The following is a 21,976-nucleotide window of genomic DNA, read 5'->3' as shown; positions in this document are numbered from 1 at the left end:
GCACGCGGCGCGCCTGCGTTCGCACCGCGCGGCGCCGCACGTTCTTATCCTCATCTCATTTGCCGGTGCGCGCGGCGCGCCACGCCTAACCCCGCAGGACCTTATCGATGTCGACCTGGTTACTTCCCGAGAATATTGCCGACGTACTGCCGTCGGAGGCGCGCAAGATCGAAGAGTTGCGCCGCCGCTTGCTGGACCGCTTCCGCGCGTACGGATACGAGATGGTGATGCCGCCGATGCTCGAATATATCGAGTCGTTGCTGACGAGCGGCGGCAGCGATCTGAATCTGCGCACCTTCAAGCTCGTCGATCAACTCTCGGGCCGCACGCTCGGGTTGCGCGCGGACATTACGCCGCAGGTCGCGCGTATCGACGCGCACCTGCTGAACCGTCAGGGTGTGACGCGCCTGTGCTATGCGGGCGTCGTGCTGCACACGCGACCGCGCGGCCTGCATGCGACGCGCGAGCAAATCCAGATTGGTGCGGAAATCTACGGCCATGCGGGGCTTGAAGCGGACCTCGAGATTCAGCAACTGATGCTCGATGCACTGCGCCTCGCCGGTCTCGCGAAGGTGCGTCTGGACCTGTGCCATGCGGGCGTGCTCGCGGCGCTGATCGACATGGAGCCGGCCGCGGCGACGCTTGGCGAAGCGCTCTATGACGCGCTCGCGGGCAAGGATGTGCCGCGCCTCGTCGAACTCACCGCGGACCTGAAGCCGGTCGTTCGCGACGCGCTGCGCGCGCTGCCGGCGCTATACGGCCACGCGAGCGTGCTCGATGAAGCCCGCGCGCGTCTGCCGAATGCGCCGGAAATCGCGCGCGCGCTCGACGATCTAACTTTCCTCGCCGCGCAAGTAGAAGGCGCCGAAGTGATGATCGATCTGGCCGATTTGCGCGGCTATGCGTACCACAGCGGTGTGATGTTCTCCGCGTATGTCGACGGCGTGCCGAACGCGGTCGCGCGCGGCGGCCGTTACGACCACGTCGGCCAGGCGTATGGCCGCGCGCGCGCGGCCACCGGTTTTTCGCTGGACCTGCGCGAAGTCGCGCGCATTTCGCCGATCGAGGCGCGCAGCAGCGCGATTCTCGCGCCGTGGCAGCACGACGATGCGTTGCGCGCGAGCGTCGCGGCGCTGCGCGATGCGGGCGAAGTGGTGATCCAGGCGCTGCCGGGGCACGACCACGGGCTTGACGAGTTCGCGTTCGACCGCGTGCTCGTCGAAGACGGCGGCGCATGGGTGGTGCGGACGCGTTAAAACGGCCCATGCCATTGAGCGCAAAGGAAAATTTGCGACAAAAATGCGGAACCTGCGCGTGAACCCAGGTAGAATACGTTTTTAACCAGCTCAAGAAACAACATGTCTGCCAGTGCAGTGAATGTGAACCCCGGGCGCAATGTCGTCGTGGTTGGGACCCAGTGGGGTGACGAGGGCAAGGGCAAGATCGTCGACTGGCTGACGGATCACGCGCAAGGCGTCGTCCGTTTCCAGGGCGGTCATAATGCCGGCCATACGCTCATCATCGGCGGCAAGAAAACCATCTTGCGCCTCATTCCATCGGGCATCATGCGGCCGCAGGTCGCGTGTTACATCGGCAATGGCGTCGTGTTGTCGCCGGAGGCGCTCTTCAAGGAAATCGAAGAGCTCGAAGCCGCCGGCATCGACGTGCAGAAACGTCTGTTTATCTCCGAAGCCACCACGCTCATTCTTCCGTATCACGTCGCGATCGACCAGGCGCGCGAAGCGAAGAGCGGTGCCGGCAAGATCGGCACAACGGGTCGCGGCATCGGTCCCGCGTATGAAGACAAGGTCGCGCGCCGCGGTCTGCGCGTGCAGGACCTGTTCGAGCCTCAAGCATTCGCGGAGCGTCTGCGCGCGAATCTCGACTTCCATAACTTCGTGCTCACGCAATATCTGGGCGCCGCCGCGGTCGACTACCAGCAAACGCTCGACATGATGCTCGGCTACGCGGATCGCCTGAAGCCGATGATCACCGATGTGTCGCGCCGTCTCTATGACGAAAACCATGCGGGCAACAACCTGCTGTTCGAAGGCGCGCAAGGCACGCTGCTCGATATCGACCACGGCACCTATCCGTTTGTCACGTCGAGCAACTGCGTCGCGGGCGCGGCATCGGCGGGCGCGGGCGTCGGTCCGCAAAAGCTGAACTACATCCTCGGCATCACGAAGGCATATTGCACGCGCGTCGGTTCGGGCCCGTTCCCGAGCGAACTGTATGACGCGGAGAATGCCGCGCGCCAGGCGCCGATCGGCCTGACGCTTGCCACGGTTGGCAAGGAATTCGGCTCGGTCACCGGCCGGCCGCGCCGCACCGGCTGGCTCGACGCGGCCGCGCTGCGCCGCTCGATCCAGATCAACGGTGTGTCGGGCCTGTGCATCACGAAGCTGGACGTGCTCGACGGCCTCGACGAAGTGAACCTGTGTATCGGCTACAAGATCGACGGCAAGGCAACCGACATCCTGCCGCGCGGTGCATCCGAAGTCTCGCGCTGTGAGCCGGTCTACGAAACCTTCGCCGGCTGGAAAGAAAGCACGATCGGCATCAGTGAGTGGGACAAGCTGCCGGAGAACGCGCGTGCTTACCTGACGCGCGTTCAGGAAGTCGCGGGCGTGCCGATCGACATGGTGTCGACCGGTCCGGATCGCGACGAGACGATCCTGCTGCGCCACCCGTTCAAGGTGTAATCGATGATCGACGGTGGTCCGGTGATCGCGATGAAAGACCCGCGCAACGACGAGAAGAACCTTTGGGTCGGCTGGGACGAGTACCACCGGCTGATCGAACTGCTGGCGCTAGCGGTCCACGAGTCCGGCTGGAAATTCGACAAGATCCTGTGCCTTGCGCGCGGCGGCCTGCGGGTCGGCGATCAGATGTCGCGCATCTACGATCTGCCGCTGGCCATACTCGCGACGAGTTCGTATCGCGAAGCGGCTGGCACGCAGCAAGGCGAGCTCGATATTGCGCAATACATCACGATGACGCGCGGCGAACTGTCGGGCAATGTGCTGCTGGTCGACGACCTCGTCGATTCAGGCGTGACGCTCGCGCGTGTGCAGCAGCATCTGAAGGACCGCTATCCGGCAATTACATCCGTTCGCTCAGCGGTGCTGTGGTACAAGGCGTGCTCGAAGGTCAAGCCGGACTACTATGTGCAGCATTTGCCGACCAACCCGTGGATTCATCAGCCGTTCGAAGAATGGGACACGGTGCGTCCGCATAACCTCGGCGCATGGATCAAGCGCGGCACGCCGCACGACGCGTGACGAATACGTGACGAACCGCGCGTGACGGTTGACGGCGAACGTGCGCAACAGGATTGTTCGAGAACGTCGCGTGACAAAAAACGGAGCCTGGCCGGCTCCGTTTTTTTTGCATACGCGAATAACGTACAAACACTGCAAGCCCTCGCCAGTACGATGTCGAACGGCGTTCATAGGTGAACGCACGATCCGCACATTCTGAAACGGGATGATTGCCGCAGACGTGTGCAGGGTGCGATGCTACACTTCGGACGTTCCAGCACTCACGTGGCGTTTGCACAACATGCCAGACGGCTGGCCTCCAGCCGCAGTTTAGAATACCGCTCATTTTTGCCGCTGAGGAACGGATTCTCTTCGCGCTTATGACAGACAATCATCACGCGCCCAAGCAGCCCTTGCCCGCGCTCGCGGTCGCTGCGATCGGGGTCGTCTTCGGCGACATCGGCACGAGCCCGCTTTATTCGCTGAAAGAAGCGTTCAGCCCATCGCATGGCATTCCGTTGACTCAAGATTCGATACTCGGTGTGATTTCGCTGCTGTTCTGGGCGATCGTCATCGTGGTGAGCGTCAAATACGTGCTGTTCGTGATGCGCGCATCGAATAACGGCGAAGGCGGCGTGCTTGCATTGATGGCGCTGGCCTTGCGTTCGTTCGATCGACGCACCAAAGCGGCAGGTCTGCTTACGATGCTCGGCATCTTCGGCGCGTGCATGTTCTACGGCGACGCCGTGATTACGCCGGCCATTTCAGTGATGTCGGCGGTTGAAGGTCTCGAGATCGCGGCGCCGAAGCTCTCGCATCTGGTGCTGCCGCTGACGATGGTGATCCTGCTGCTGCTGTTCTGGATCCAGCGGCACGGCACGGCAGCGGTGGGGCGTCTGTTCGGGCCGATCATGGTGGTGTGGTTCGTCACGCTTGCGGTGCTTGGGCTGTCGCACATTGTGCAGTCGCCTGAAGTGATCGCCGCGCTCAATCCTTACTACGCGGTTTCATTCATGTCTGCGCATCTGCTGCAGGCTTACGTCGTGCTCGGCTCGGTGGTGCTGGTGCTGACCGGCGCCGAAGCGCTCTATGCGGACATGGGCCACTTCGGTGCGAAGCCGATCCGCGTTGCGTGGTATGTGCTGGTGATGCCGTCGCTGGTGCTGAACTACTTTGGGCAGGGCGCGTTGCTGATGCGCAACCCGAAAGCGATCGAAAACCCGTTCTATCTGCTCGCGCCCGATTGGGCGTTGCTGCCGCTCGTTGTGCTGGCAACGGTGGCCACCGTGATTGCGTCGCAGGCGGTGATCTCGGGCGCGTATTCGCTAACGAGCCAGGCGATTCAGCTCGGTTATGTACCGCGCATGAAGATCCTGCATACATCGGAACTCGCGATCGGACAGATCTACGTGCCGGTCGTCAACTGGATGCTGCTGTTCATCATCCTGTGCATCGTGATCGGCTTCAAGAGTTCGGACAATCTTGCGGCCGCATATGGCATCGCGGTGACGGCGACGATGGTGATCACCACCGTGCTGGCGAGCGTCGTGATGGTCAAGGTATGGAACTGGAACAAGCTGGTGGTTGCGTTGATCATCAGCGGCTTGTTGCTGGTCGACCTCGGCTTCTTCGGCGCGAACCTGCTAAAAGTCGCCGATGGCGGTTGGCTGCCGCTCGGCATTGGCGCGCTGTTGTTCTTCCTGCTGATGACGTGGTTTAAAGGCCGCATGATCGTCAAGGAACGCACGGCCGCCGACGGTATTCCGCTGATGCCGTTCGTGCAGGGTCTGCTCGCGCATCCTCCGCATCGCGTGTCGGGCACCGCAATCTACCTGACCGGCAGTTCGACGCTGGTGCCGGTGAGCCTGCTGCATAACCTGAAGCACAACAAGGTGTTGCATGAGCGGACGATCTTTCTGACATTCGTCACGCGCGATATTCCGTATGTCGAAGATGCCGACCGGTTGACGGTCAAGGATGTCGGCGGCGGGCTTTTCCTCGTGAAAGCTGTGTACGGCTTTAACGAAACGCCTGATGTGAAAGCGGTGCTGGAAGAGGTCGGACGCACGCATGAGATGACGTTCGAGCTGATGGACACGTCGTTTTTCCTCGCGCGCGAAACGGTGGTGCCGACGCAGTTACCGGGGATGTCGGTGTGGCGCGAGCGCGTATTCGCATGGATGCATCAGAATGCCGCGAAGCCGACCGATTTCTTTAGTATTCCGGCGAATCGGGTGGTCGAGCTGGGGACGAAGATCGAGATTTGACGCGCGCGCGGTGACGCCCCCGCGAAAGAGGCGCCACTGCAACGCAAAAGCCCATGCACGATGTGATGTGCATGGGCTTTTTGATTGGCCGGGACGCGAGCGCGTGAGCCTCAAGTCCAAGGTCTCGAGTCTCAAGTCAGGAAACGCACGCGGCGACGCCGCGCGTTTCCTCAGCCGCCGCGCTCAGCGCTGCTTGAGCTTCGCAAACGCGGCCGCCATCGCGCCAGTCGGTTCCGGGTCACGCGAGCGCTGCGGACCACGTCCGCCGCCGCTACCTGGTCTTCCCGCGCCGCCACGATCGTTCTGCGCGCCGCCGCCGCTGCGCGCACCCGCCGCTTGACCGCCGGCGAAGTCATCGTCGAGGCGCATTGTCAGTGAAATGCGCTGCCGCTTCACGTCGACTTCGAGCACCTTCACCTTGACGATCTGACCGGCCTTCACGACTTCATGCGGGTCCTTGATGAACTTCGTCGACATCGCGGACACGTGCACGAGGCCGTCCTGATGCACGCCGACGTCGATAAACGCGCCGAATGCCGCGACGTTCGTCACGACGCCTTCGAGCACCATGCCCGGCGACAGATCCGAGATCTTCTCGACGCCTTCGCGGAACGTCGCGGTCTTGAATTCCGGACGCGGGTCACGTCCCGGCTTTTCGAGCTCCGACAGAATGTCGCGCACGGTCGGCAAGCCGAAGCGTTCGTCGACGAACTCGGCCGGCACGAGGCGCGATAGCGCATCGCGATTGCCGAGCACGTCATTGACCTGCTTGCTGATCTTCGCGAGCATCCGCTCGACGAGCGGATACGCTTCCGGGTGCACCGACGAACGGTCGAGCGGGTTCTCGCCGCCGTTGATCCGTAGAAAACCGGCTGCCTGTTCGAAGGTCTTGTCGCCCAGACGCGGCACCTTGCGCAGATGCTCGCGCGACGGGAACGGTCCGTTTGCATCGCGGTAGTCGACGATATTTCGCGCGAGCGTCGCATTGAGACCCGACACGCGCGCGAGCAGCGCCGCCGACGCGGTGTTCGCATCGACGCCGACCGCGTTCACGCAGTCTTCGACGACCGCATCGAGCGAGCGTGCGAGTTCTCGCTGGTTGACGTCGTGCTGATACTGGCCGACACCGATCGCCTTCGGCTCGATCTTGACCAGTTCGGCGAGCGGGTCCTGCAGACGCCGCGCGATCGACACCGCACCGCGCAGCGATACATCGAGCTCCGGAAACTCCTTCGCAGCCAGTTCGGATGCCGAATAAACCGACGCACCCGCTTCTGACACCACAATTTTCTGCAGCTTGAGCTCCGGATGGCGCGCGATCAGCTCGCTTGCGAGCTTGTCCGTCTCGCGCGACGCGGTGCCGTTGCCGATGCTGATCAACTCGGCCCGGCATTGGGCGGCGATGCGTGCGAGCTTCGCGATCGAGCCGTCCCAGTCGCGACGCGGCTCATGCGGATAGATCGTATCGGTGGCGAGCACCTTGCCGGTGCGATCGACCACCGCGACTTTCACGCCGGTACGCAGTCCCGGGTCCAGGCCGATGACGGCCTTCGGGCCGGCCGGCGCCGCCAGCAGCAGGTCTTTCAGATTGCGCGCGAACACGCGGATCGCTTCGTGTTCGGCCTGTTCGCGCAGGTTCGTCAGCAACTCGTTTTCGATATGCGGCTGCACTTTTACGCGCCAGCACCAGCGGCAGACATCGGCAAGCCATTTGTCAGCTGGGCGCGCCTGATTTTCGATGCCGAAGTGGCGCGCGATCATCGCTTCGCCCGGGTGCGGCACCAGCGCATCGAGCTCTTCGCCCAGCCCCAGTTTCACCAGCAGCACGCCCGCATTGCGGCCGCGGAACAGCGCGAGCGCACGGTGCGACGGCACGGTCTTGATGGTTTCCGCGTAGTCATAGTAGTCGCGGAATTTCTCGCCTTCTTCGCCTTCCTTGCCCTCGATCACCGACGACGACACGATGCCCTGGTTGAACAGGTAGTCGCGCAGCTTGCCGAGCAGCTCCGCGGTTTCGCCGAACTGTTCGGACAGGATGTCGCGCGCGCCGTCGAGTGCCGCTTTCACGTCGGCGACGCCCTTGTCCGCGTCCACGTATGGCGCGGCTTCGGTTTGCGGATCGAGCATCGGGTCGGCGAGTAGCGCGTGCGCGAGCGGCTCGAGGCCGGCCTCGCGGGCGATCTGCGCGCGCGTGCGGCGCTTCGGCTTGTAAGGCAGATAAAGGTCCTCGAGCACCTGTTTGCTGTCGGCGGCTTCGATCGCCGTGCGCAGTTCGTCGGTGAGCTTGCCTTGCTCGTCGATGCTGGCGACGATCGCCGCGCGCCGGTCTTCGAGTTCGCGCAGATACAACAGCCGTTCTTCGAGATTGCGCAATTGCGTGTCGTCCAGATTGCCGGTGACTTCCTTCCGGTATCGGGCGATGAACGGAACGGTCGAACCTTCATCGAGAAGTTGCACGGCCGCTGCCACCTGGCGAGTCTGGACAGACAGTTCGGTGGCAATGCGCTGGACGATCTTGAGTGCTACGGTTTCCGTCATAAGGCTTTGGGTTCGTGCCGGATTCGATCTGGGGCCGCTTCACGTACCTGCACACATACCGCATCCGAGGTTGCCGATGCGCAATGTGTGCCGGGGCCGACCGATGGTGCGCTGCGCTTCCGCATGGGCCGCTTCGGCGTGGCGCTGTGTCCCATCGGCGCGCGAGGGCGGCCGGGGTTGCTGACGTTGCGGGAAAGCCGCAGGTTAAGCCGCGGACGAGCCGCGGCTAAAGCGATTGAAGCAGCGGGGCATTTTGCCATAAATGCCGGGCCGCTCAAGCGCAGGATGTTAGAATTTCGGGCATGTCCCGTTGCCCATCTACGACGTTGCTCACCTTCCGTTTTCCGCTTGCCGCGTGTGTGCCGGTCGCCCTGTCACCGTTGTTCGCGCGGGTTTTCGCCTCGTGGTTTTGCACCCGGTCCGGGGTTCGGCTTGCCGACGGCAAGCGTGTCTCCGCGGCGCGCGCGCTGATGGCGTGCGTGGTGAGCGCGGCGCTGAGTACGGTGCTTGCGGCGCCGCTGCCCGCCATCGCGCAGCAGCCGGCCGCTGATGCGGGGTCCGCCGCTGCGCGGGCTGACTCGGCGGCGGACGCGGATGGCGCCGGCAGCACGGATACACCCGGTGCCGCAGCGCAAGGTACGGATGATGCGGACACGGGACAGGCGTCGGCGGTGGAGAAGTCGTTCGCGGCCCGCCAGCAGGCGCTCGACGCGCGCACCGCGCAGAACAACTATGACTTCGAGGTCAAGCGGCACGATTGCTACAGCACGTTCTTCGTCAATCATTGCGTGAACAAGGCGCGCGATGCAATGCGCGCGGTGCAGGCCGATATTCGCCGCCAGCAGCTCGCGCTCGACGACGAAAAGCGCGCGGAGCATGCGCGTCAGCGCGACGAGCAGCAGGCGCTCAGGCAGGCGCAGGACGAAGCTCAAGCGCCGGAACGTGCGGCGCAAGACGCGCGCAACCAGCAGGCGTACGAGGACAAGCAGCGCCAGCACGCGCTGAATGAGGCACAGCGCCAGGCGGAGGCGCCGCAGCGCGCGGCCAACGAGCAGGCGTATGAGCAGAAGCAGCGCCAGCATGCAATCGACCAGGCGCAGCGCGGCATCACTCCGGCGCAGGCAGCGGCCAACCAGCAGGCGTACGATCAGAAACAGGCGGACTTCCAGCGTCAGCTCGATCAGGCGCATCAGCAGGCCGCGCAGAAGGCGCAGGAGCGCGTCGAAAAGCAGCAGCGCTACGAACAGAAGCAGATCGACGCCGCGCAGCACAAGAAGGATGTCGAGGAGCGCCAGAAACAGGCCGCGGAGAAGGCGCAGCAGAAACAACAGGACGAGCTGAAGCAGCAGCAGCTCGAGCAGCAGCAAAAGCAGCAACCGCAGTAGCAACAACGGTAGCAGGCACAGCAGTAGGCCGCAGTAGTAGACCGCAGTAACGCGTTTCAGGCCGGACAGCAACCTCGAGCGAGGGGCGCGCACGATCGCTTTGATCGGGCCGCGCGCGCTTCGCCCATTCTGGAGAGGAGGCGAGCATGCGCGCTCATCACGTCAACGCGGAATCACTTCGCGACCGCATTCTGCAACTGGAATCGGAGCACAGTGGGCTCGATCGGATCATCGACCGGATGTCGGATGAGCCCGGCATCGACGACCTCGAACTGCAGCGCCTGAAGAAACGCAAGCTCAAACTGAAAGACACCATCATCCTGCTGCAATTGCAGCTCGAACCCGACGCGCACAGCTGAGTGCGGAACCTGGCAGGTGCCGGGGCCGACCGCGCTTTCGCGATGCTGGCGCCGGATTTTGCAGGAACCGCTTGCCTTGAACGCACCGCTAGATTCTTCATCCCGCAGCACGTCGGCCGCCGATGCGGCGCAGATCGACGCGCCCGGCCGTACGCCTGACCGTTCGCTGCACGACGCACCTGACCGCGCACTTCAGAGCATGTCCGACAGCACGTCCAGCACGGACGTCAAAGATGCGACGCGCACCGGGCGTATTGCGGCGGGCACGGCGCTCGCTGCGTCGCTGACGCCGCGGCGCGCCGCCGAACTCAACGACATCTTCGCCGCAGATGGCCTGCTTGCCCGGCAAATCGATGGCTATCGGCCGCGCGCGTCGCAAATCGACATGGCGCGCGCGGTCGCGGCGGCGCTTGAAGCGTCGGGCCGCGCCCAGCCCGAACCCGCCATGTTCGAAGCGCAGCAGCGGCCCGCGCGCCGCTTGTCATCGTCCGGCTCGCCGCGCGCATCGCAAGGCGCGGACGCCGGCGCTTCAACGGATGCAACGGGAGCAACCGACGAAAACGATGCCGGCGAAAACACGCTGATCGTCGAAGCGGGTACGGGCACCGGCAAGACCTATGCGTATCTGGTGCCGGCGATGCTGTGGGGCGGCAAAGTGGTCGTGTCGACCGGCACCAAGCATCTGCAGGACCAGTTGTTCCAGCGCGATATCCCGACCGTGCGCGATGCGCTCGCGGTGCCGGTGTCGGTCGCGATGTTAAAAGGCCGCGCAAACTACCTGTGTCATTACTATCTGCAGCGCACGGCCGACAATGGCCGCTTGCCGTCGCGTCAGGAGACGTCGTATCTGCAGGAGATCGTGCGATTCGCGAAGATCACGCGCACGGGCGATAAGGCCGAACTCGCGAGCGTGCCCGAGACCGCCGCGGTGTGGTCGATGGTGACCTCGACGCGCGACAACTGTCTTGGCCAGGAGTGTCCGCATTACAAGGAATGCTTTGTGATGCAGGCGCGTCGCGAAGCGCAGCAGGCCGATCTGGTCGTCGTGAATCACCATCTGTTTTTCGCCGACATCATGCTGCGCGATACCGGCATGGCCGAACTGCTGCCGAGCGCGAATACGATCGTCTTCGACGAAGCACATCAGCTGCCCGAAACCGCGACGCTCTTTTTCGGCGAAACGCTGTCCACCGCGCAACTGCTCGAACTCGCGCGCGATTCGGTCGCGGAAGGCTTGGGCCATGCGCGTGACGCAGTCGACTGGGTGAAGCTGGGCGCCGCGCTCGAACGAACGACGCGCGACGTGCGTCTGACGTTCAAGGAAGATTCGCTACGCGTATCGGTGGGGCAGTTGGCGGGCGATCATCCGCTCTTTGCCGCGCTCGATGCGGTGCAGGTCGAACTCGACGCGCTCGCGGACGCGCTCGGTGCGCAAGCCGAGCGTGCGGAATCGATTGGTGCGTGTCTGCGGCGCGCGCGAGAACTGCAAGCGTTGCTCGACGGATGGACCGCGGTGCCCGACGCGTCGTCGTCTGAAGTGGCGGCGCGCGCTCCGGAAGCTGGCGGCAGCGCGACGCGCTCCGCCGATGCAAACAGCGGCTCGCGCACCGATGCCGATCCGCACGAAAAGGTGCGCTGGATCGAAGTCTTCTCGCATACCGTGCAGTTGCATGAGACGCCGTTATCGGTCGCGCCGATCTTCGCGAAACAGCGTGCAGGTGTGCCGCGTGCATGGGTGTTTACGTCGGCGACACTGTCGGTGCGCGGCGACTTTACGCACTACGCGGCACAGATGGGCCTGAACGCGCGTCGCTCGATGACGCTGCCCAGTCCGTTCGATTACGAGACACAAGGCTTGCTATACGTGCCGCGCAATCTGCCGCAGCCGTCGTCGCCGATGTTCACCGACGCGGTGTTCGATGCTGCGTTGCCGGCGATCGAAGCATCGGGTGGCGGCGTGTTCATGCTGTGCACGACACTGCGCGCGGTCGATCGCATCGCCAACAAACTACGCGATACGATCGAAACGCGCGGCTGGAATATGCCATTGCTCGTGCAGGGCGATGCGAGCCGCACCGAATTGCTCGAACGTTTCCGCGCATATGGCAATGCGATTCTGGTGGGAAGTCAAAGCTTCTGGGAAGGCGTCGACGTGCGTGGCGATGCGTTGTCGCTGGTCGTGATCGACAAGCTGCCGTTCGCGCCGCCTGATGACCCCGTGCTATCCGCACGTCTCGATGCGCTGACGAAGAAAGGGTTGAGCCCGTTCGCCGTGCATCAGCTTCCGCAAGCGGTGATCACATTGAAGCAGGGCGCAGGGCGTCTGATACGCTCCGAAACCGATCGCGGCGTGCTGATGATCTGCGATACGCGTCTCGTCGACAAACCGTATGGTCGCCGTATCTGGCAGAGCCTGCCGCCATTCAAACGCACACGTGAAATCGATGTCGTGCGTGAGTTCTTTGCGGAGCCGACGTCGCGTACTTGAGATGCCCCGCGCATGCGCGAACGTGAATGAACGGGCAAGAGCGGGTTCGCACCGGTCGCGTTGCAAAAGCCCGGCCTTGCAAAACACCAGGCTTATAAAACACCCGCTTTGCAAAAGCAAAACGCCACGGAAACCGTGGCGTTTTGCGTTGTGCTCTCGTGTGCGGCACACCCGTGGGGTATGCCTGCACGGACTCGCCTGGCGGCGAGCCCTTCGCACCAGCTTACTGGCTTGCGCCCGAAGCCGGAGCCGCTGCGGAGGCAGCAGCGTCGCTCGCAGCAGGAGCCGCATCCGAAGCGGCAGCAGCCGGAGCTGCGTCCGAAGCAGCCGGAGCCGCATCCGAAGCGGCTGCAGCCGGTGCCGGTTCCGAAGCAGCAGCAGCCGGTGCCGACGCAGCGTTGTCGCTAGCTGCCGGAGCAGCTGCGTTGTCGCTGCTCTTGCTGCATGCAGCAAGCGCCATGGCGGCCAGCAGAGATGCTACGAGGAGGGATTTCTTCATGATCACGTCCTTTTATGGTTAAAGGTAAGCAACAGCGCAAATTTACCGGTAATGTGCTCTAACACCGACCCGGGCCGCTGGTGGAGACGCACTTCATGAGTGTGAATCTTTCCCGTACGGCTTGGGCGGAAATTATATGCACTTTCGTATCGACCGTCGACAAATCCGGGGCCAATACGTTGTAGTTCCCAGACAAAATCCCACGATTTCGATATTCAAGCGGCGAAATCTTATCCCAGTTCGCCTACTTGTATCCAGCCCGCACAATACCATTCGTGAAGTCGTGCTGTCATTGACGGATGGTGTGAGAGTGTTACAAAGCGTTTCGCACTCAAACGGCGTCGATTGGCCAGTTCAACGACCCACGATTTCGCATCTGAAAGCGCGTTTTCTTCGCCATTCAGATAGTACGCACGCCGGTCGTAAAGCAGCACGCTTTTGCGATCCAGACGAATACCGTTTTTTGCTGCTTGCTTCGCAAAACGCATTTCGTCGAGTGGCCGTTCTGGCGGATCGAATACGACGGTCGGCTTTGGCTCGCTCAGATACGCGCCGAGAAATGCCGCGATGTCGCGATCATTCCATCTGATCTTAGCAAGGATCGCGCCCACCTTTTCGACCAGCGCGGCCGGCACTTGCGCGGGCTCCTTGACTGCAGGTTGTCGCGGATCGCGGTAGCGTTCGGTTGAAACGTTTGCGTCCTGCCTTTCCGCGAGGTGATAAAGGAATTGCGTCGTCAGTTCGGCAGCACTCGGCGCACGAAAGCCGATCGAGCAGGTCATGCATTCGCCGTGTGCAATCCCGTCGTGCGCGATATGCGGTGGCAGATACAGCATGTCGCCAGGTTCCAGAAGCCATTCGGCTTCCGGTTCAAAGTGTTGTAGAACTTTCAACGGCAGCCCGGGCTTAAGCGTGAGGTCGCGCTGCGCGCCGATGCGCCACCGACGCTTGCCGTGCACCTGCAGCAAAAACACGTCGTATGAGTCGAAGTGCGGACCGACGCCACCGCCATCGGTCGCGTAGGAAATCATCAGGTCATCGAGCCGCGCATCGGGTATGAAGCGAAAGCACTCGAGCAGCCTGCGCGCGCGCTCGTCATGCAGATCGACGCCTTGCACGAGCAGCGTCCACGCACGCTGCTTCAACGACGGTAGTTCGTCAGGCGCGAACGGGCCGTGCTCGAGTTCCCACTTGTTGCGCACATGCGTGATCAGTCGGCTCTCGACGTCATCGCGATCGGCGAGTTCGAAGAGTTCGTCGCGCGTGAGCGGCGCTGCAAGACCAGGGATCGCACCGCGAATTAGCAGCGGTTTTTTCTGCCAGTAGCGGCGCATGAATTGCGCGGGACTCAGGTTGCCTAGCAGTGCTGTCGGCACGTCGGGCGCGAGTGGCGCGACACCGTCGGCAAGCAACGCATGGAACGGTTGATGCGACGTGTTTAGGGCTGAACCTGGGCTGGCCGGTTCGGCATTGGGCCGCTTGAGCATCGTATAATGGGAGGGGTAATCTTGGAGAAACGAATGAAGATCGCAAAGAACACCGTCGTATCGGTCGCCTACAAGCTATCGGATGCGCAAGGCAATCTGATCGAGGAGAGCGACGAGCCGATGGTCTATCTGCACGGCGGCTATGATGGCACGTTCCCCAAGATCGAGGAAGAGCTGGACGGCCGCGAACCCGGCTTCCAGACCCAGATTCAACTCGAGCCGCAAGACGCATTCGGCGAGTACGATCCTGAACTGGTGAAGATCGAGCCGCGCGAACGCTTTCCCGAGCCACTCGAAGTCGGCATGCAATTCGAAGGCACGCCCGAAGAGGGCGACGAAGATCTCGATACAATGATCTACACGGTGACCGATGTCGCCGAAGACAAGGTCGTGCTCGACGGCAATCATCCGCTCGCTGGCATGGCGCTGCGTTTCGCGTTGACCGTCAAGGAAGTGCGCGAAGCCACTGAAGACGAAATCCAGCACGAGCACGCACATGGCGCGGACGGTCTCGAAGTGCTTGACGATGACGACGAGGACGACGATCTCGAACCGAAATCGGGGCCCACGCTGCATTAGTTCTGCACTGATCTTTAAGGCGTTACCGTTCCCATCGAAGGGGACGAAGCAGACGATCCGGGCCTATGCCCGTTGCCATCGCCCGCTTCGTCCCCTTCGCTTTGTGTGGGGTCCGGCGGCGGGCTCGCGTCCGGCGTGGCGGGCGTCGCGCCAGGCGCCGGGCGGTTCGTGCCAGGTATTGACGGAATGACCGGCGACGATTGCGGCGCCGGCAGCAGTGGCGGCAGGTCCGGAGCCGGCGAATACTGCGGTACTAGTGGCATCGGCTCGGGCAGCGGATTCGTGTAGTCGTTGTGAGCGGGTAGCGGCAGCGTCGGCGGCAGAGGCATATCCTTCGGCACCTCGTGCAGGCTCACGCGAAACGGGGTACGCAGCGCGAAGTCCGCATCGATCTGTACCCACTGGGTAAGCCGGTTGTGCGGCGCGATCGCGATGCGCGTGAGGTTTGTCACCAGCGCGCCTTTGTCGTTGCGCAACGGCTGATCAATCATAAAGCCGCCGCGCACTGGCTCGTCATCCTGATGAATCACCAGCACCGGCCCGCGAAACGATTCGGCGAGCTTGACCAGGCTGCGCTTGAATTCCAGATATCCATCGCGCGGTTTGTGCTCGAAACGTAGCCATGCGAAGCGTTCGCGCCGTTCATAGCGTTCAGGGTCGAAGTCGCCCTGCACGAATACGACAATCGCTTTCGCGTCGCGCCGTTTTGCATATTCAGCCGCGTGGTCGAGCCAGAACGCGTTCGCGATCACCCGGTCTTCGAATTCGCCGTTGCGGCCGCCGGCGGTCAGATAGTGATTGTTCGGACTCGGCACATTCAGGCCGACGAACACCGTATCGCCAAGTTGCCAGCGCACGTTTTCACGATACGTACGAAAGCGCGACACTTCGCTTTCACGCGCAAGCGGCAGCGGATTCTGGCCCATCGACGAGTCGTCGGTGAAGAGCGTTTGCCGCAGCTGGTCGAGTCGTTCGACCGGATCGAAGCCGCCGGCCGCGGCGGTGTTGCAATCGGCCCAGTCGTGCTGGCCAGGAACGAACACGAGCGCCGGCTTCGATGCCTGCAGCAGAGCCTCGCGCGTTTCGTACAACGAGTCGCGGCACGGTTCGCTGCCGCTTTTCAGATTGCCGTCATAGACGATAAAGGCGACTTGCGTATCGCGGCCGATCGCATCGATCAGCCGTTGCGTCGGCGCTTCGTCAGTGGCGCTTTGCAACGTGCTGGTGACGACCGCGAACGCATAGTGCGCAGCGGCCGCGTTTGCGCTTCCGGGTACCCAGCACGCGCAGACAAGCGCGGCCGAACCCAGCGCGGCGCGCGATGCCGCGACCGCCGTCGCGGCCCATGCAACCGATGCGCGTTCAGCGCTGCGCGTCCGGGGCCGTGGCCAGCTCATGTAACTCGTAAAGCAGATCGAGCGCGTCGCGTGGACGCAGCTCGTTCGGATCGATCGCGCGCAGCCGTTCGACGAGTGCGTCCGTGGCCGGATCGGAGCGCGCGGCCGCGGCGTCGTCATCCTGATCGTCATCCGCGTCGTGCACCAGCGGCGGCGGCGCGAACAGGTCCAGTTGCGGCGCCGGTTGCGCGGCGGACTGCTGCTCGAGGTGGGCCAGATGCTTGCGCGCCGCGCGGATCACCGCGGCCGGTACGCCGGCCAGTTGCGCGACCTGCAACCCGTAGCTCTGGTTCGCCGGCCCATCGTTGACCGCGTGCAGGAATACGATGCCGTGTCCATGCTCGACCGCTGACAGATGCACATTGGCCGCCTGCGGAAACTCCGCCGGCAATTGCGTCAGTTCGAAGTAGTGCGTGGCGAACAGCGTCTGGCTGCCGTTGTGCGCGAGCAGATGCCGTGCGATCGCCCACGCGAGCGCGAGGCCGTCGAAGGTCGACGTGCCGCGGCCGATTTCATCCATCAGCACGAGGCTTTGCGGCGTCGCGTCGTTGAGAATCGCCGCGGCTTCCGTCATTTCGACCATAAACGTCGAGCGGCCGCCGGCGAGGTCGTCTGCTGCGCCAATGCGCGTGAAGATGCGGTCGATCGGGCCAAACGATGCGCGCCGCGCCGGCACATAGCTGCCGACGTAGGCCATCAGCGCGATCAGCGCGGTCTGCCGCATGAACGTCGACTTACCCCCCATGTTCGGGCCGGTGATCAGCAACAGCTTGCGCTCGGCGGTCAACAGACAGTCGTTCGCGATGAATTGCTCGACCTGCGCTTCGACGACCGGGTGCCGGCCCTGTTCGATATCGATGCCGCCGGCCGGTGTGAACGACGGCGCAACCCAGTCGAGCGCGCGCGAGCGTTCGGCGAACGCGACCAGCAGGTCCAGTTCGGCGAGCGCGCCGGCCACGCGCTGGCAGTCCGCGATAAACGGCAGCAGCGCCTGCAGTAGCGCGTCGTATAGCGATTTCTCGCGTGCCAGCGCGCGTTCCTGTGCGGACAGCGCTTTGTCTTCGAAGGTTTTCAGTTCCGGCGTGATGTAGCGTTCGGCGTTCTTCAGCGTCTGGCGGCGGCGATAGTCGTCAGGCACCTTGTCGGTCTGGCCGCGCGTGACTTCGATATAGAAGCCGTGCACCTTGTTGTACTCGACGCGCAGATTGCCGATGCCCGTGCGCGACCGTTCGCGCGTTTCCAGGTCGATCAGGAACTGGCCGCAGTTTTCGGAAATATCGCGCAACTCGTCGAGTTCCGCGTCGTAGCCGCGAGCGATTACGCCGCCGTCGCGAATCATCGCCGCGGGTTCCGGCGCGACCGCGCGCGACAGCAGTTCCACGCATGCGACCGGCGGTTCCAGCGACGCATCGACACGCGCGAGCGATGGCGCGTTGGCGGCGATGCCGGCGAGTTGCGCACGCAGCTCGGGCAGCGCGATGAACGTATCACGCAGGCTCGACAGATCGCGTGGCCGCGCGGACAGCAGCGCTAACCGTCCGGTGATGCGTTCGATGTCGGAAATTTGACGTAACGCGCCGCGTAACGTATCGATGCTGGTCGCGGGATTCAATTCCGCGGACGCGTCGAGCAGCGCGCCGATCGCCTGCTGGCGCGCTTGCGCATACGACGCATCGCGCGGCGGATGATGCAGCCAGTGACGCAGCAGCCGGCTGCCCATCGTCGTGCAGCAGGTGTCGAGCAGTGAAAAGAGCGTCGGCGATTCGGTGCCGCGCAGCGTCTCAGTGAGTTCGAGATTGCGTCGCGTGGCCGGATCGAGGCCGATGTATTCGGATTCCAGCTCGACCTTCAGGCTGCGCACGTGCCGCAGTTGCTGCCCTTGCGTCGCCGCTGCGTAGAGCAGCAGCGCACCGGCTGCGCCGCACGCGCAGGTCAGCGAATGCGCGCCAAAGCCGTCGAGGCTTGCGACATCCAGTTGATCGCACAGCCGCTGCTTACCCGACGCGATGTCGAAGTGCCAGCTCGGCACATGTGTGAGCGCGCCGCTGCCGGTGGGCGGCGACCATGCGTTCGCGTCGGACGCGGGCAGATCGGCGAACAGAATTTCCGCAGGGCGAATCCGTTCGAGCGCGGCGGCGACGGCGTCCGGCGCGACCTCCGCAAGGCGCAGCGCGCCGCTCGCGAGATTGAGCCACGCGAGGCCGACGGTGGTCGCGACGCCGCGCCGGTTGTGCGCGGCACACGCGGCCAGCAGATAGACATCGCTTTTATCGGACAGCAGCGCGGCATCCGTCAGCGTGCCGGGCGTGACGACGCGCACCACTTTGCGCTCGACCGGTCCCTTCGAGGTCGCCGGGTCGCCGATCTGTTCGCAGATCGCGACTGATTCGCCGAGTTTCACGAGCTTCGCGAGATACTGCTCGACCGAGTGATGCGGGACACCGGCCATTTTGATCGGCGTGCCCGCCGACGCGCCGCGTTGCGTCAACGTGAGATCGAGCAGCCGTGCGGCTTTTTCCGCATCGTCGTAGAAGAGCTCGTAGAAGTCGCCCATCCGGTAGAACACGAGCGTGCCCGGGTGTTCTGCCTTGATGCGCAGATACTGCTGCATCATCGGCGTGTGCGCGGACTCGGGCGTCGGGGCCGCGGTGCGCGCGGTGTCCTGCTGGATGCCCGGTACGCCGGATGCTCGGGGTGCTTCGTCAGCGGCTGCGATTGGAGTGCCCATCCTCGGTTCTTTAATGCGTTGCAGTTCAGGGCGTGAGTTTAACCCTTTGGGTGCCGCTGTGAAGCTAGCCGAATGGCCGAGGTTCGTTGCATGCGACTTTATGTGTTGATCATTCGTCAACTGATCTGCCGGCTGCTTCGCCGGCTCATGCACCCGCTCACTCATTCGCGAAACTCATTTGCCTATTAACGCGCCCAGATCGACCTTGCGCGCATTGGCCGCGCTATGCCGTTTCGCAAGCCACATCATCACGGTAATGAATGTGCCGAACAGCGCGATGATCCATGGCGCGGGCATCTTGGCGGTCAACAGCAGCGCGTACGCGCCGAGCATCAGCAGCACCGCGAGATTCTGGTTGAAGTTCTGTACGGCAATAGAGTGTCCGGCCGACAGCAGCGTCGCGCCGCGATGCTGCAGGATCGCGTTCATCGGCACGATAAAGAACCCGGACAGCGCGCCAAGCAGAATCATCAACGGATAAGCAAGGATGATGTAAGCGGGCGCGAACAGCGACCCGACGCGTAGACCGGCGCCCGGCGGGAAAAGCCCTTTGCTGTAGAACGCCATTGCAATCGCGACGAGGCCCGCGATGATGCCAACCGGCAGCACGCGCAACGAACCGCGCAACGGAATCCATGCGGCCGCGGCGGCCGCGCCGAGCGCGATGCCGAGGCCGGCGACGCCCTGAATCACCGCGCCTTTCGACAGCGACAGACCCAGATTCACGTCGGCCCATTTGAGCACCAGCAGTTGCAGCGTCACCGCGCTGCCCCACATCAGTGTCGTGACCCACAGCGCGATTTGCGCGAGCCGGTCCGCCCACAGCACGTTGAAGCAATCGACGAATTCGCCGACCAGCTTGCCGGGTTCGACGAGCCGGTTCGGATAGCGCGCGCCGGTGTCCGGGATGCCGATGTTGATCGCGGCGGCGCTCGCGTAGGTCAGCATCACGACGAACATCGCGAGGTCCGCGTTGCTGCTGATGAGCGGCAGGTGCGCATGCGCGACGAAGCGCGCCGCGTAAGTGCTGATCAGCGCGCCGCCGAGCATCGTGCCGACGATGGTCGACAGCACGGTCGCCGATTCGAGCCACGCGTTCGCGGCGACCAGCCGCTCGGCGGGCAGCAGTTCGGTGAGAATGCCGTACTTCGCCGGCGAGTACGCGGCGGCGCCGAAGCCGACAACCGCGTACGCGATCATCGGATGCACGCTGAAGATCATCAGCAGGCAGCCGGCCGCTTTTAGTGCGTTGGCGACGAACATCACGTGGCGCTTTTGCAGCGCGTCCGCGAACGCGCCGACAAACGGTGCGAGCAGCACGTAGGAGATCGTAAAGAAGATCTGCAGCAGCGGCGTGATCCACGCGGGCGAGCGCAGGAGCGTGAGCCGCTCGATCGCGGCGATCAGCAGCGCGTTGTCCGCGAGCGACGACACGAATTGCGCGGCGATGATCGTGTAGAAGCCTTTTTTCATGAAGCGAATGAAAGAAACTTCACACCACAAGCGGCAAGGCGGCCGAAGCCGCCTTGCCGTTCACCTCATCGGGCGTCAAGCCGCTTGCTGTTTCGTGCGGCTGTAGCGCGACAGGATCGGCACCATCTGTGCGTAGATTTTCGGATTGGCCGCGACGATTTCGTGCACGTGCAGGAAATCGGAGTCGCCGGTGTAGTTGCCCACGAGGCCGCCCGCTTCGGTCACGAGCAGACTGCCCGCCGCCATATCCCACGCGTTGATGCCCTGTTCGAAGAAGCCGTCCATGCGGCCCGCGGCGACGTTCGCCAGATCGAGTGCGGCGGCGCCCGGGCGGCGCAGGCCCGCGCACGCTTCGGTCATCTCGCCGAACAGCGTCGTGTACGCGCCGAGGCCGTCTTTCTCGCGGAACGGAAAGCCGGTGCCGATCAGGCCGTCGGCGAGCCGGTCGCGTCGGCCGACGCGGATGCGCCGGTCGTTCAGATAGGCGCCGCGGCCGCGCGACGCGGTAAACAGGTCATTGCGCGTCGGATCGTAGACCACCGCCTGCGTGACGATGCCCTTATGCGCCAGCGCGATCGACACGCAGTAGTACTGGAAACCGTGGATGAAATTCGTGGTGCCGTCGAGCGGATCGATGATCCACTGATATTCGGATTCGTTTTCGGAACGGCCGGATTCTTCGGCGAGGATTGCGTGATCCGGATAGGCGGTGGTCAGCGTTTCGATGATCGCCGCTTCCGACGCCTTGTCGACTTCCGTGACGAAATCGTTGTGCTGTTTTTTCGAGACCTGGATCAGATCGAGATCGAGCGATGCGCGATTGATGATCTGTCCGGCGCGGCGCGCGGCCTTAACCGCGATGTTGAGCATGGGATGCATGAGTCGGGATCCTTTTGCCGAATAGCACGGCGGCTGTCGGCGCAGTGGCCGGCCGTCGTGCCGATACATCCGGTGCAATCGATACGCTCGATACGCGTGACAGCACCGCGTGAACTGACGGTACGACACCGCGTGTTTCGTGCGAACCGCGCAACGTGTATCGCAACTGGGGCCGAGCCGGTTTGCGAACGTTCCGTCGACGAAAGACGAATTGGATAAGAGCGAGGCGCCCGCTTGCGTGATGCTTGCGCGGTATTGCGCCGTGCATCGTGGTGAACCCTCGGCATACCTTGACGAGGGTCGCAGAGCAGCGAAGGCGGCGGTGCGGCAAGCGCGATGGCGCGCGAATCGCATGATTTTACCCGAGTCTCGCCGCTTCCGGCATGCGCGCGGCGGGCGCGCTGCCGCGAACCGGCCGAACGGGCATGCAACGCGATCGTGCAACGACGCGGCGGGTTGGCGCTACCATAGCTGTTCTGCCGCTCTTACCTGTCATCGTGGTCCAATTGCACGCGCTTCGTTCGCCTTCTGAATCTTCCGCTTCCGCGACGCCCATCGGGCCCAGCCGACGCCTGAGTGGCGCGGGCGACGACGGCGCTCTACCGCGCGGTGGCGGCTCCGGCGCGTCTGGCGG

15 protein-coding genes are annotated in these 21,976 nt (G+C 63.5%); 8 read left to right on the top strand and 7 right to left on the bottom strand.

Going from position 1 to position 21,976, the window contains the following annotated elements; all coding sequences use genetic code 11:
- Window positions 1-107 precede the first annotated feature (107 nt).
- The 4 genes from BX592_RS19845 (at window position 108) to BX592_RS19830 (ending at window position 5,530) form a co-directional block, all read left to right on the top strand.
- Window positions 108-1,256, top strand: a complete 1,149-nt coding sequence (locus tag BX592_RS19845) for an ATP phosphoribosyltransferase regulatory subunit (protein WP_134193643.1) — start codon at window positions 108-110, stop codon at window positions 1,254-1,256.
- A 102-nt stretch (window positions 1,257-1,358) separates the two neighbouring features.
- Complete coding sequence (locus tag BX592_RS19840) at window positions 1,359-2,705, top strand: adenylosuccinate synthase (protein ID WP_134193641.1); 1,347 nt, start codon at window positions 1,359-1,361, stop codon at window positions 2,703-2,705.
- 3 nt (window positions 2,706-2,708) lie between these two features.
- Window positions 2,709-3,284: a phosphoribosyltransferase gene (locus BX592_RS19835; protein ID WP_134193639.1), complete on the top strand. Its 576-nt coding sequence runs from the start codon at window positions 2,709-2,711 to the stop codon at window positions 3,282-3,284.
- A gap of 359 nt (window positions 3,285-3,643) precedes the next feature.
- Window positions 3,644-5,530, top strand: coding sequence for a potassium transporter Kup (locus BX592_RS19830; protein WP_134193637.1), 1,887 nt, complete (start codon window positions 3,644-3,646; stop codon window positions 5,528-5,530).
- Window positions 5,531-5,713: 183 nt separating this feature from the next.
- On the opposite strand, the gene BX592_RS19825 is transcribed toward BX592_RS19830, so the two are convergent.
- Window positions 5,714-8,068: a Tex family protein gene (locus BX592_RS19825; protein WP_134193635.1), complete on the bottom strand. Its 2,355-nt coding sequence runs from the start codon at window positions 8,066-8,068 to the stop codon at window positions 5,714-5,716.
- Between the two features lie 470 nt (window positions 8,069-8,538).
- Between BX592_RS19825 and BX592_RS19820 the strand changes: the two genes are divergently transcribed.
- The 3 genes from BX592_RS19820 to yoaA all read left to right on the top strand — a co-directional run bounded on the left by BX592_RS19820 (window position 8,539) and on the right by yoaA (window position 12,300).
- Window positions 8,539-9,453 (top strand): hypothetical protein, encoded by a 915-nt coding sequence (locus BX592_RS19820; RefSeq protein WP_243849643.1) that lies wholly within the window; start codon window positions 8,539-8,541, stop codon window positions 9,451-9,453.
- 146 nt (window positions 9,454-9,599) lie between these two features.
- Entirely contained in the window at window positions 9,600-9,812 is a 213-nt protein-coding gene (locus BX592_RS19815) for a DUF465 domain-containing protein (RefSeq protein ID WP_134193631.1), read from the top strand.
- 199 nt (window positions 9,813-10,011) lie between these two features.
- Window positions 10,012-12,300, top strand: a complete 2,289-nt coding sequence (gene yoaA / locus BX592_RS19810) for a DNA repair helicase YoaA (protein ID WP_134193862.1) — start codon at window positions 10,012-10,014, stop codon at window positions 12,298-12,300.
- A gap of 223 nt (window positions 12,301-12,523) precedes the next feature.
- Here the strand turns inward: yoaA and BX592_RS35220 are convergent, their stop codons facing one another.
- On the bottom strand, window positions 12,524-12,799 hold the full coding sequence (locus tag BX592_RS35220; RefSeq protein ID WP_134193629.1) for a hypothetical protein: 276 nt from the start codon (window positions 12,797-12,799) through the stop codon (window positions 12,524-12,526).
- Window positions 12,800-13,029: 230 nt separating this feature from the next.
- The gene (locus BX592_RS19795) at window positions 13,030-14,286 is read right to left on the bottom strand and encodes a cupin domain-containing protein (protein ID WP_208327933.1); all 1,257 of its coding nucleotides are present in this window, start codon (window positions 14,284-14,286) and stop codon (window positions 13,030-13,032) included.
- Between the two features lie 33 nt (window positions 14,287-14,319).
- Here BX592_RS19795 and BX592_RS19790 point away from each other — a divergent pair, with 33 nt between their 5' ends.
- On the top strand, window positions 14,320-14,865 hold the full coding sequence (locus tag BX592_RS19790; protein WP_134193627.1) for an FKBP-type peptidyl-prolyl cis-trans isomerase: 546 nt from the start codon (window positions 14,320-14,322) through the stop codon (window positions 14,863-14,865).
- A gap of 14 nt (window positions 14,866-14,879) precedes the next feature.
- Here BX592_RS19790 and BX592_RS19785 read toward each other — a convergent pair whose 3' ends face one another.
- From BX592_RS19785 to BX592_RS19770, 4 genes are all read right to left on the bottom strand, one after another.
- Window positions 14,880-16,262 (bottom strand): hypothetical protein, encoded by a 1,383-nt coding sequence (locus tag BX592_RS19785; RefSeq protein WP_243849633.1) that lies wholly within the window; start codon window positions 16,260-16,262, stop codon window positions 14,880-14,882.
- On the bottom strand, window positions 16,228-18,876 hold the full coding sequence (gene mutS, locus BX592_RS19780) for a DNA mismatch repair protein MutS (RefSeq protein ID WP_243849642.1): 2,649 nt from the start codon (window positions 18,874-18,876) through the stop codon (window positions 16,228-16,230). The genes BX592_RS19785 and mutS overlap by 35 nt, the downstream gene beginning before the upstream one ends.
- Before the next feature lie 288 nt (window positions 18,877-19,164).
- Complete coding sequence (lplT, locus tag BX592_RS19775) at window positions 19,165-20,463, bottom strand: lysophospholipid transporter LplT (protein WP_134193623.1); 1,299 nt, start codon at window positions 20,461-20,463, stop codon at window positions 19,165-19,167.
- 75 nt (window positions 20,464-20,538) lie between these two features.
- Window positions 20,539-21,342 (bottom strand): inositol monophosphatase family protein, encoded by an 804-nt coding sequence (locus BX592_RS19770; RefSeq protein ID WP_134193621.1) that lies wholly within the window; start codon window positions 21,340-21,342, stop codon window positions 20,539-20,541.
- Window positions 21,343-21,976: the final 634 nt, after the last annotated feature.

The sequence above is a fragment of the Paraburkholderia rhizosphaerae genome, from assembly GCF_004366595.1.
GTDB lineage: Bacteria > Pseudomonadota > Gammaproteobacteria > Burkholderiales > Burkholderiaceae > Paraburkholderia > Paraburkholderia rhizosphaerae.
The sequence above is the reverse complement of the archived record's forward strand: the minus strand, read 5'-3'. Positions and strand labels throughout refer to the sequence as shown.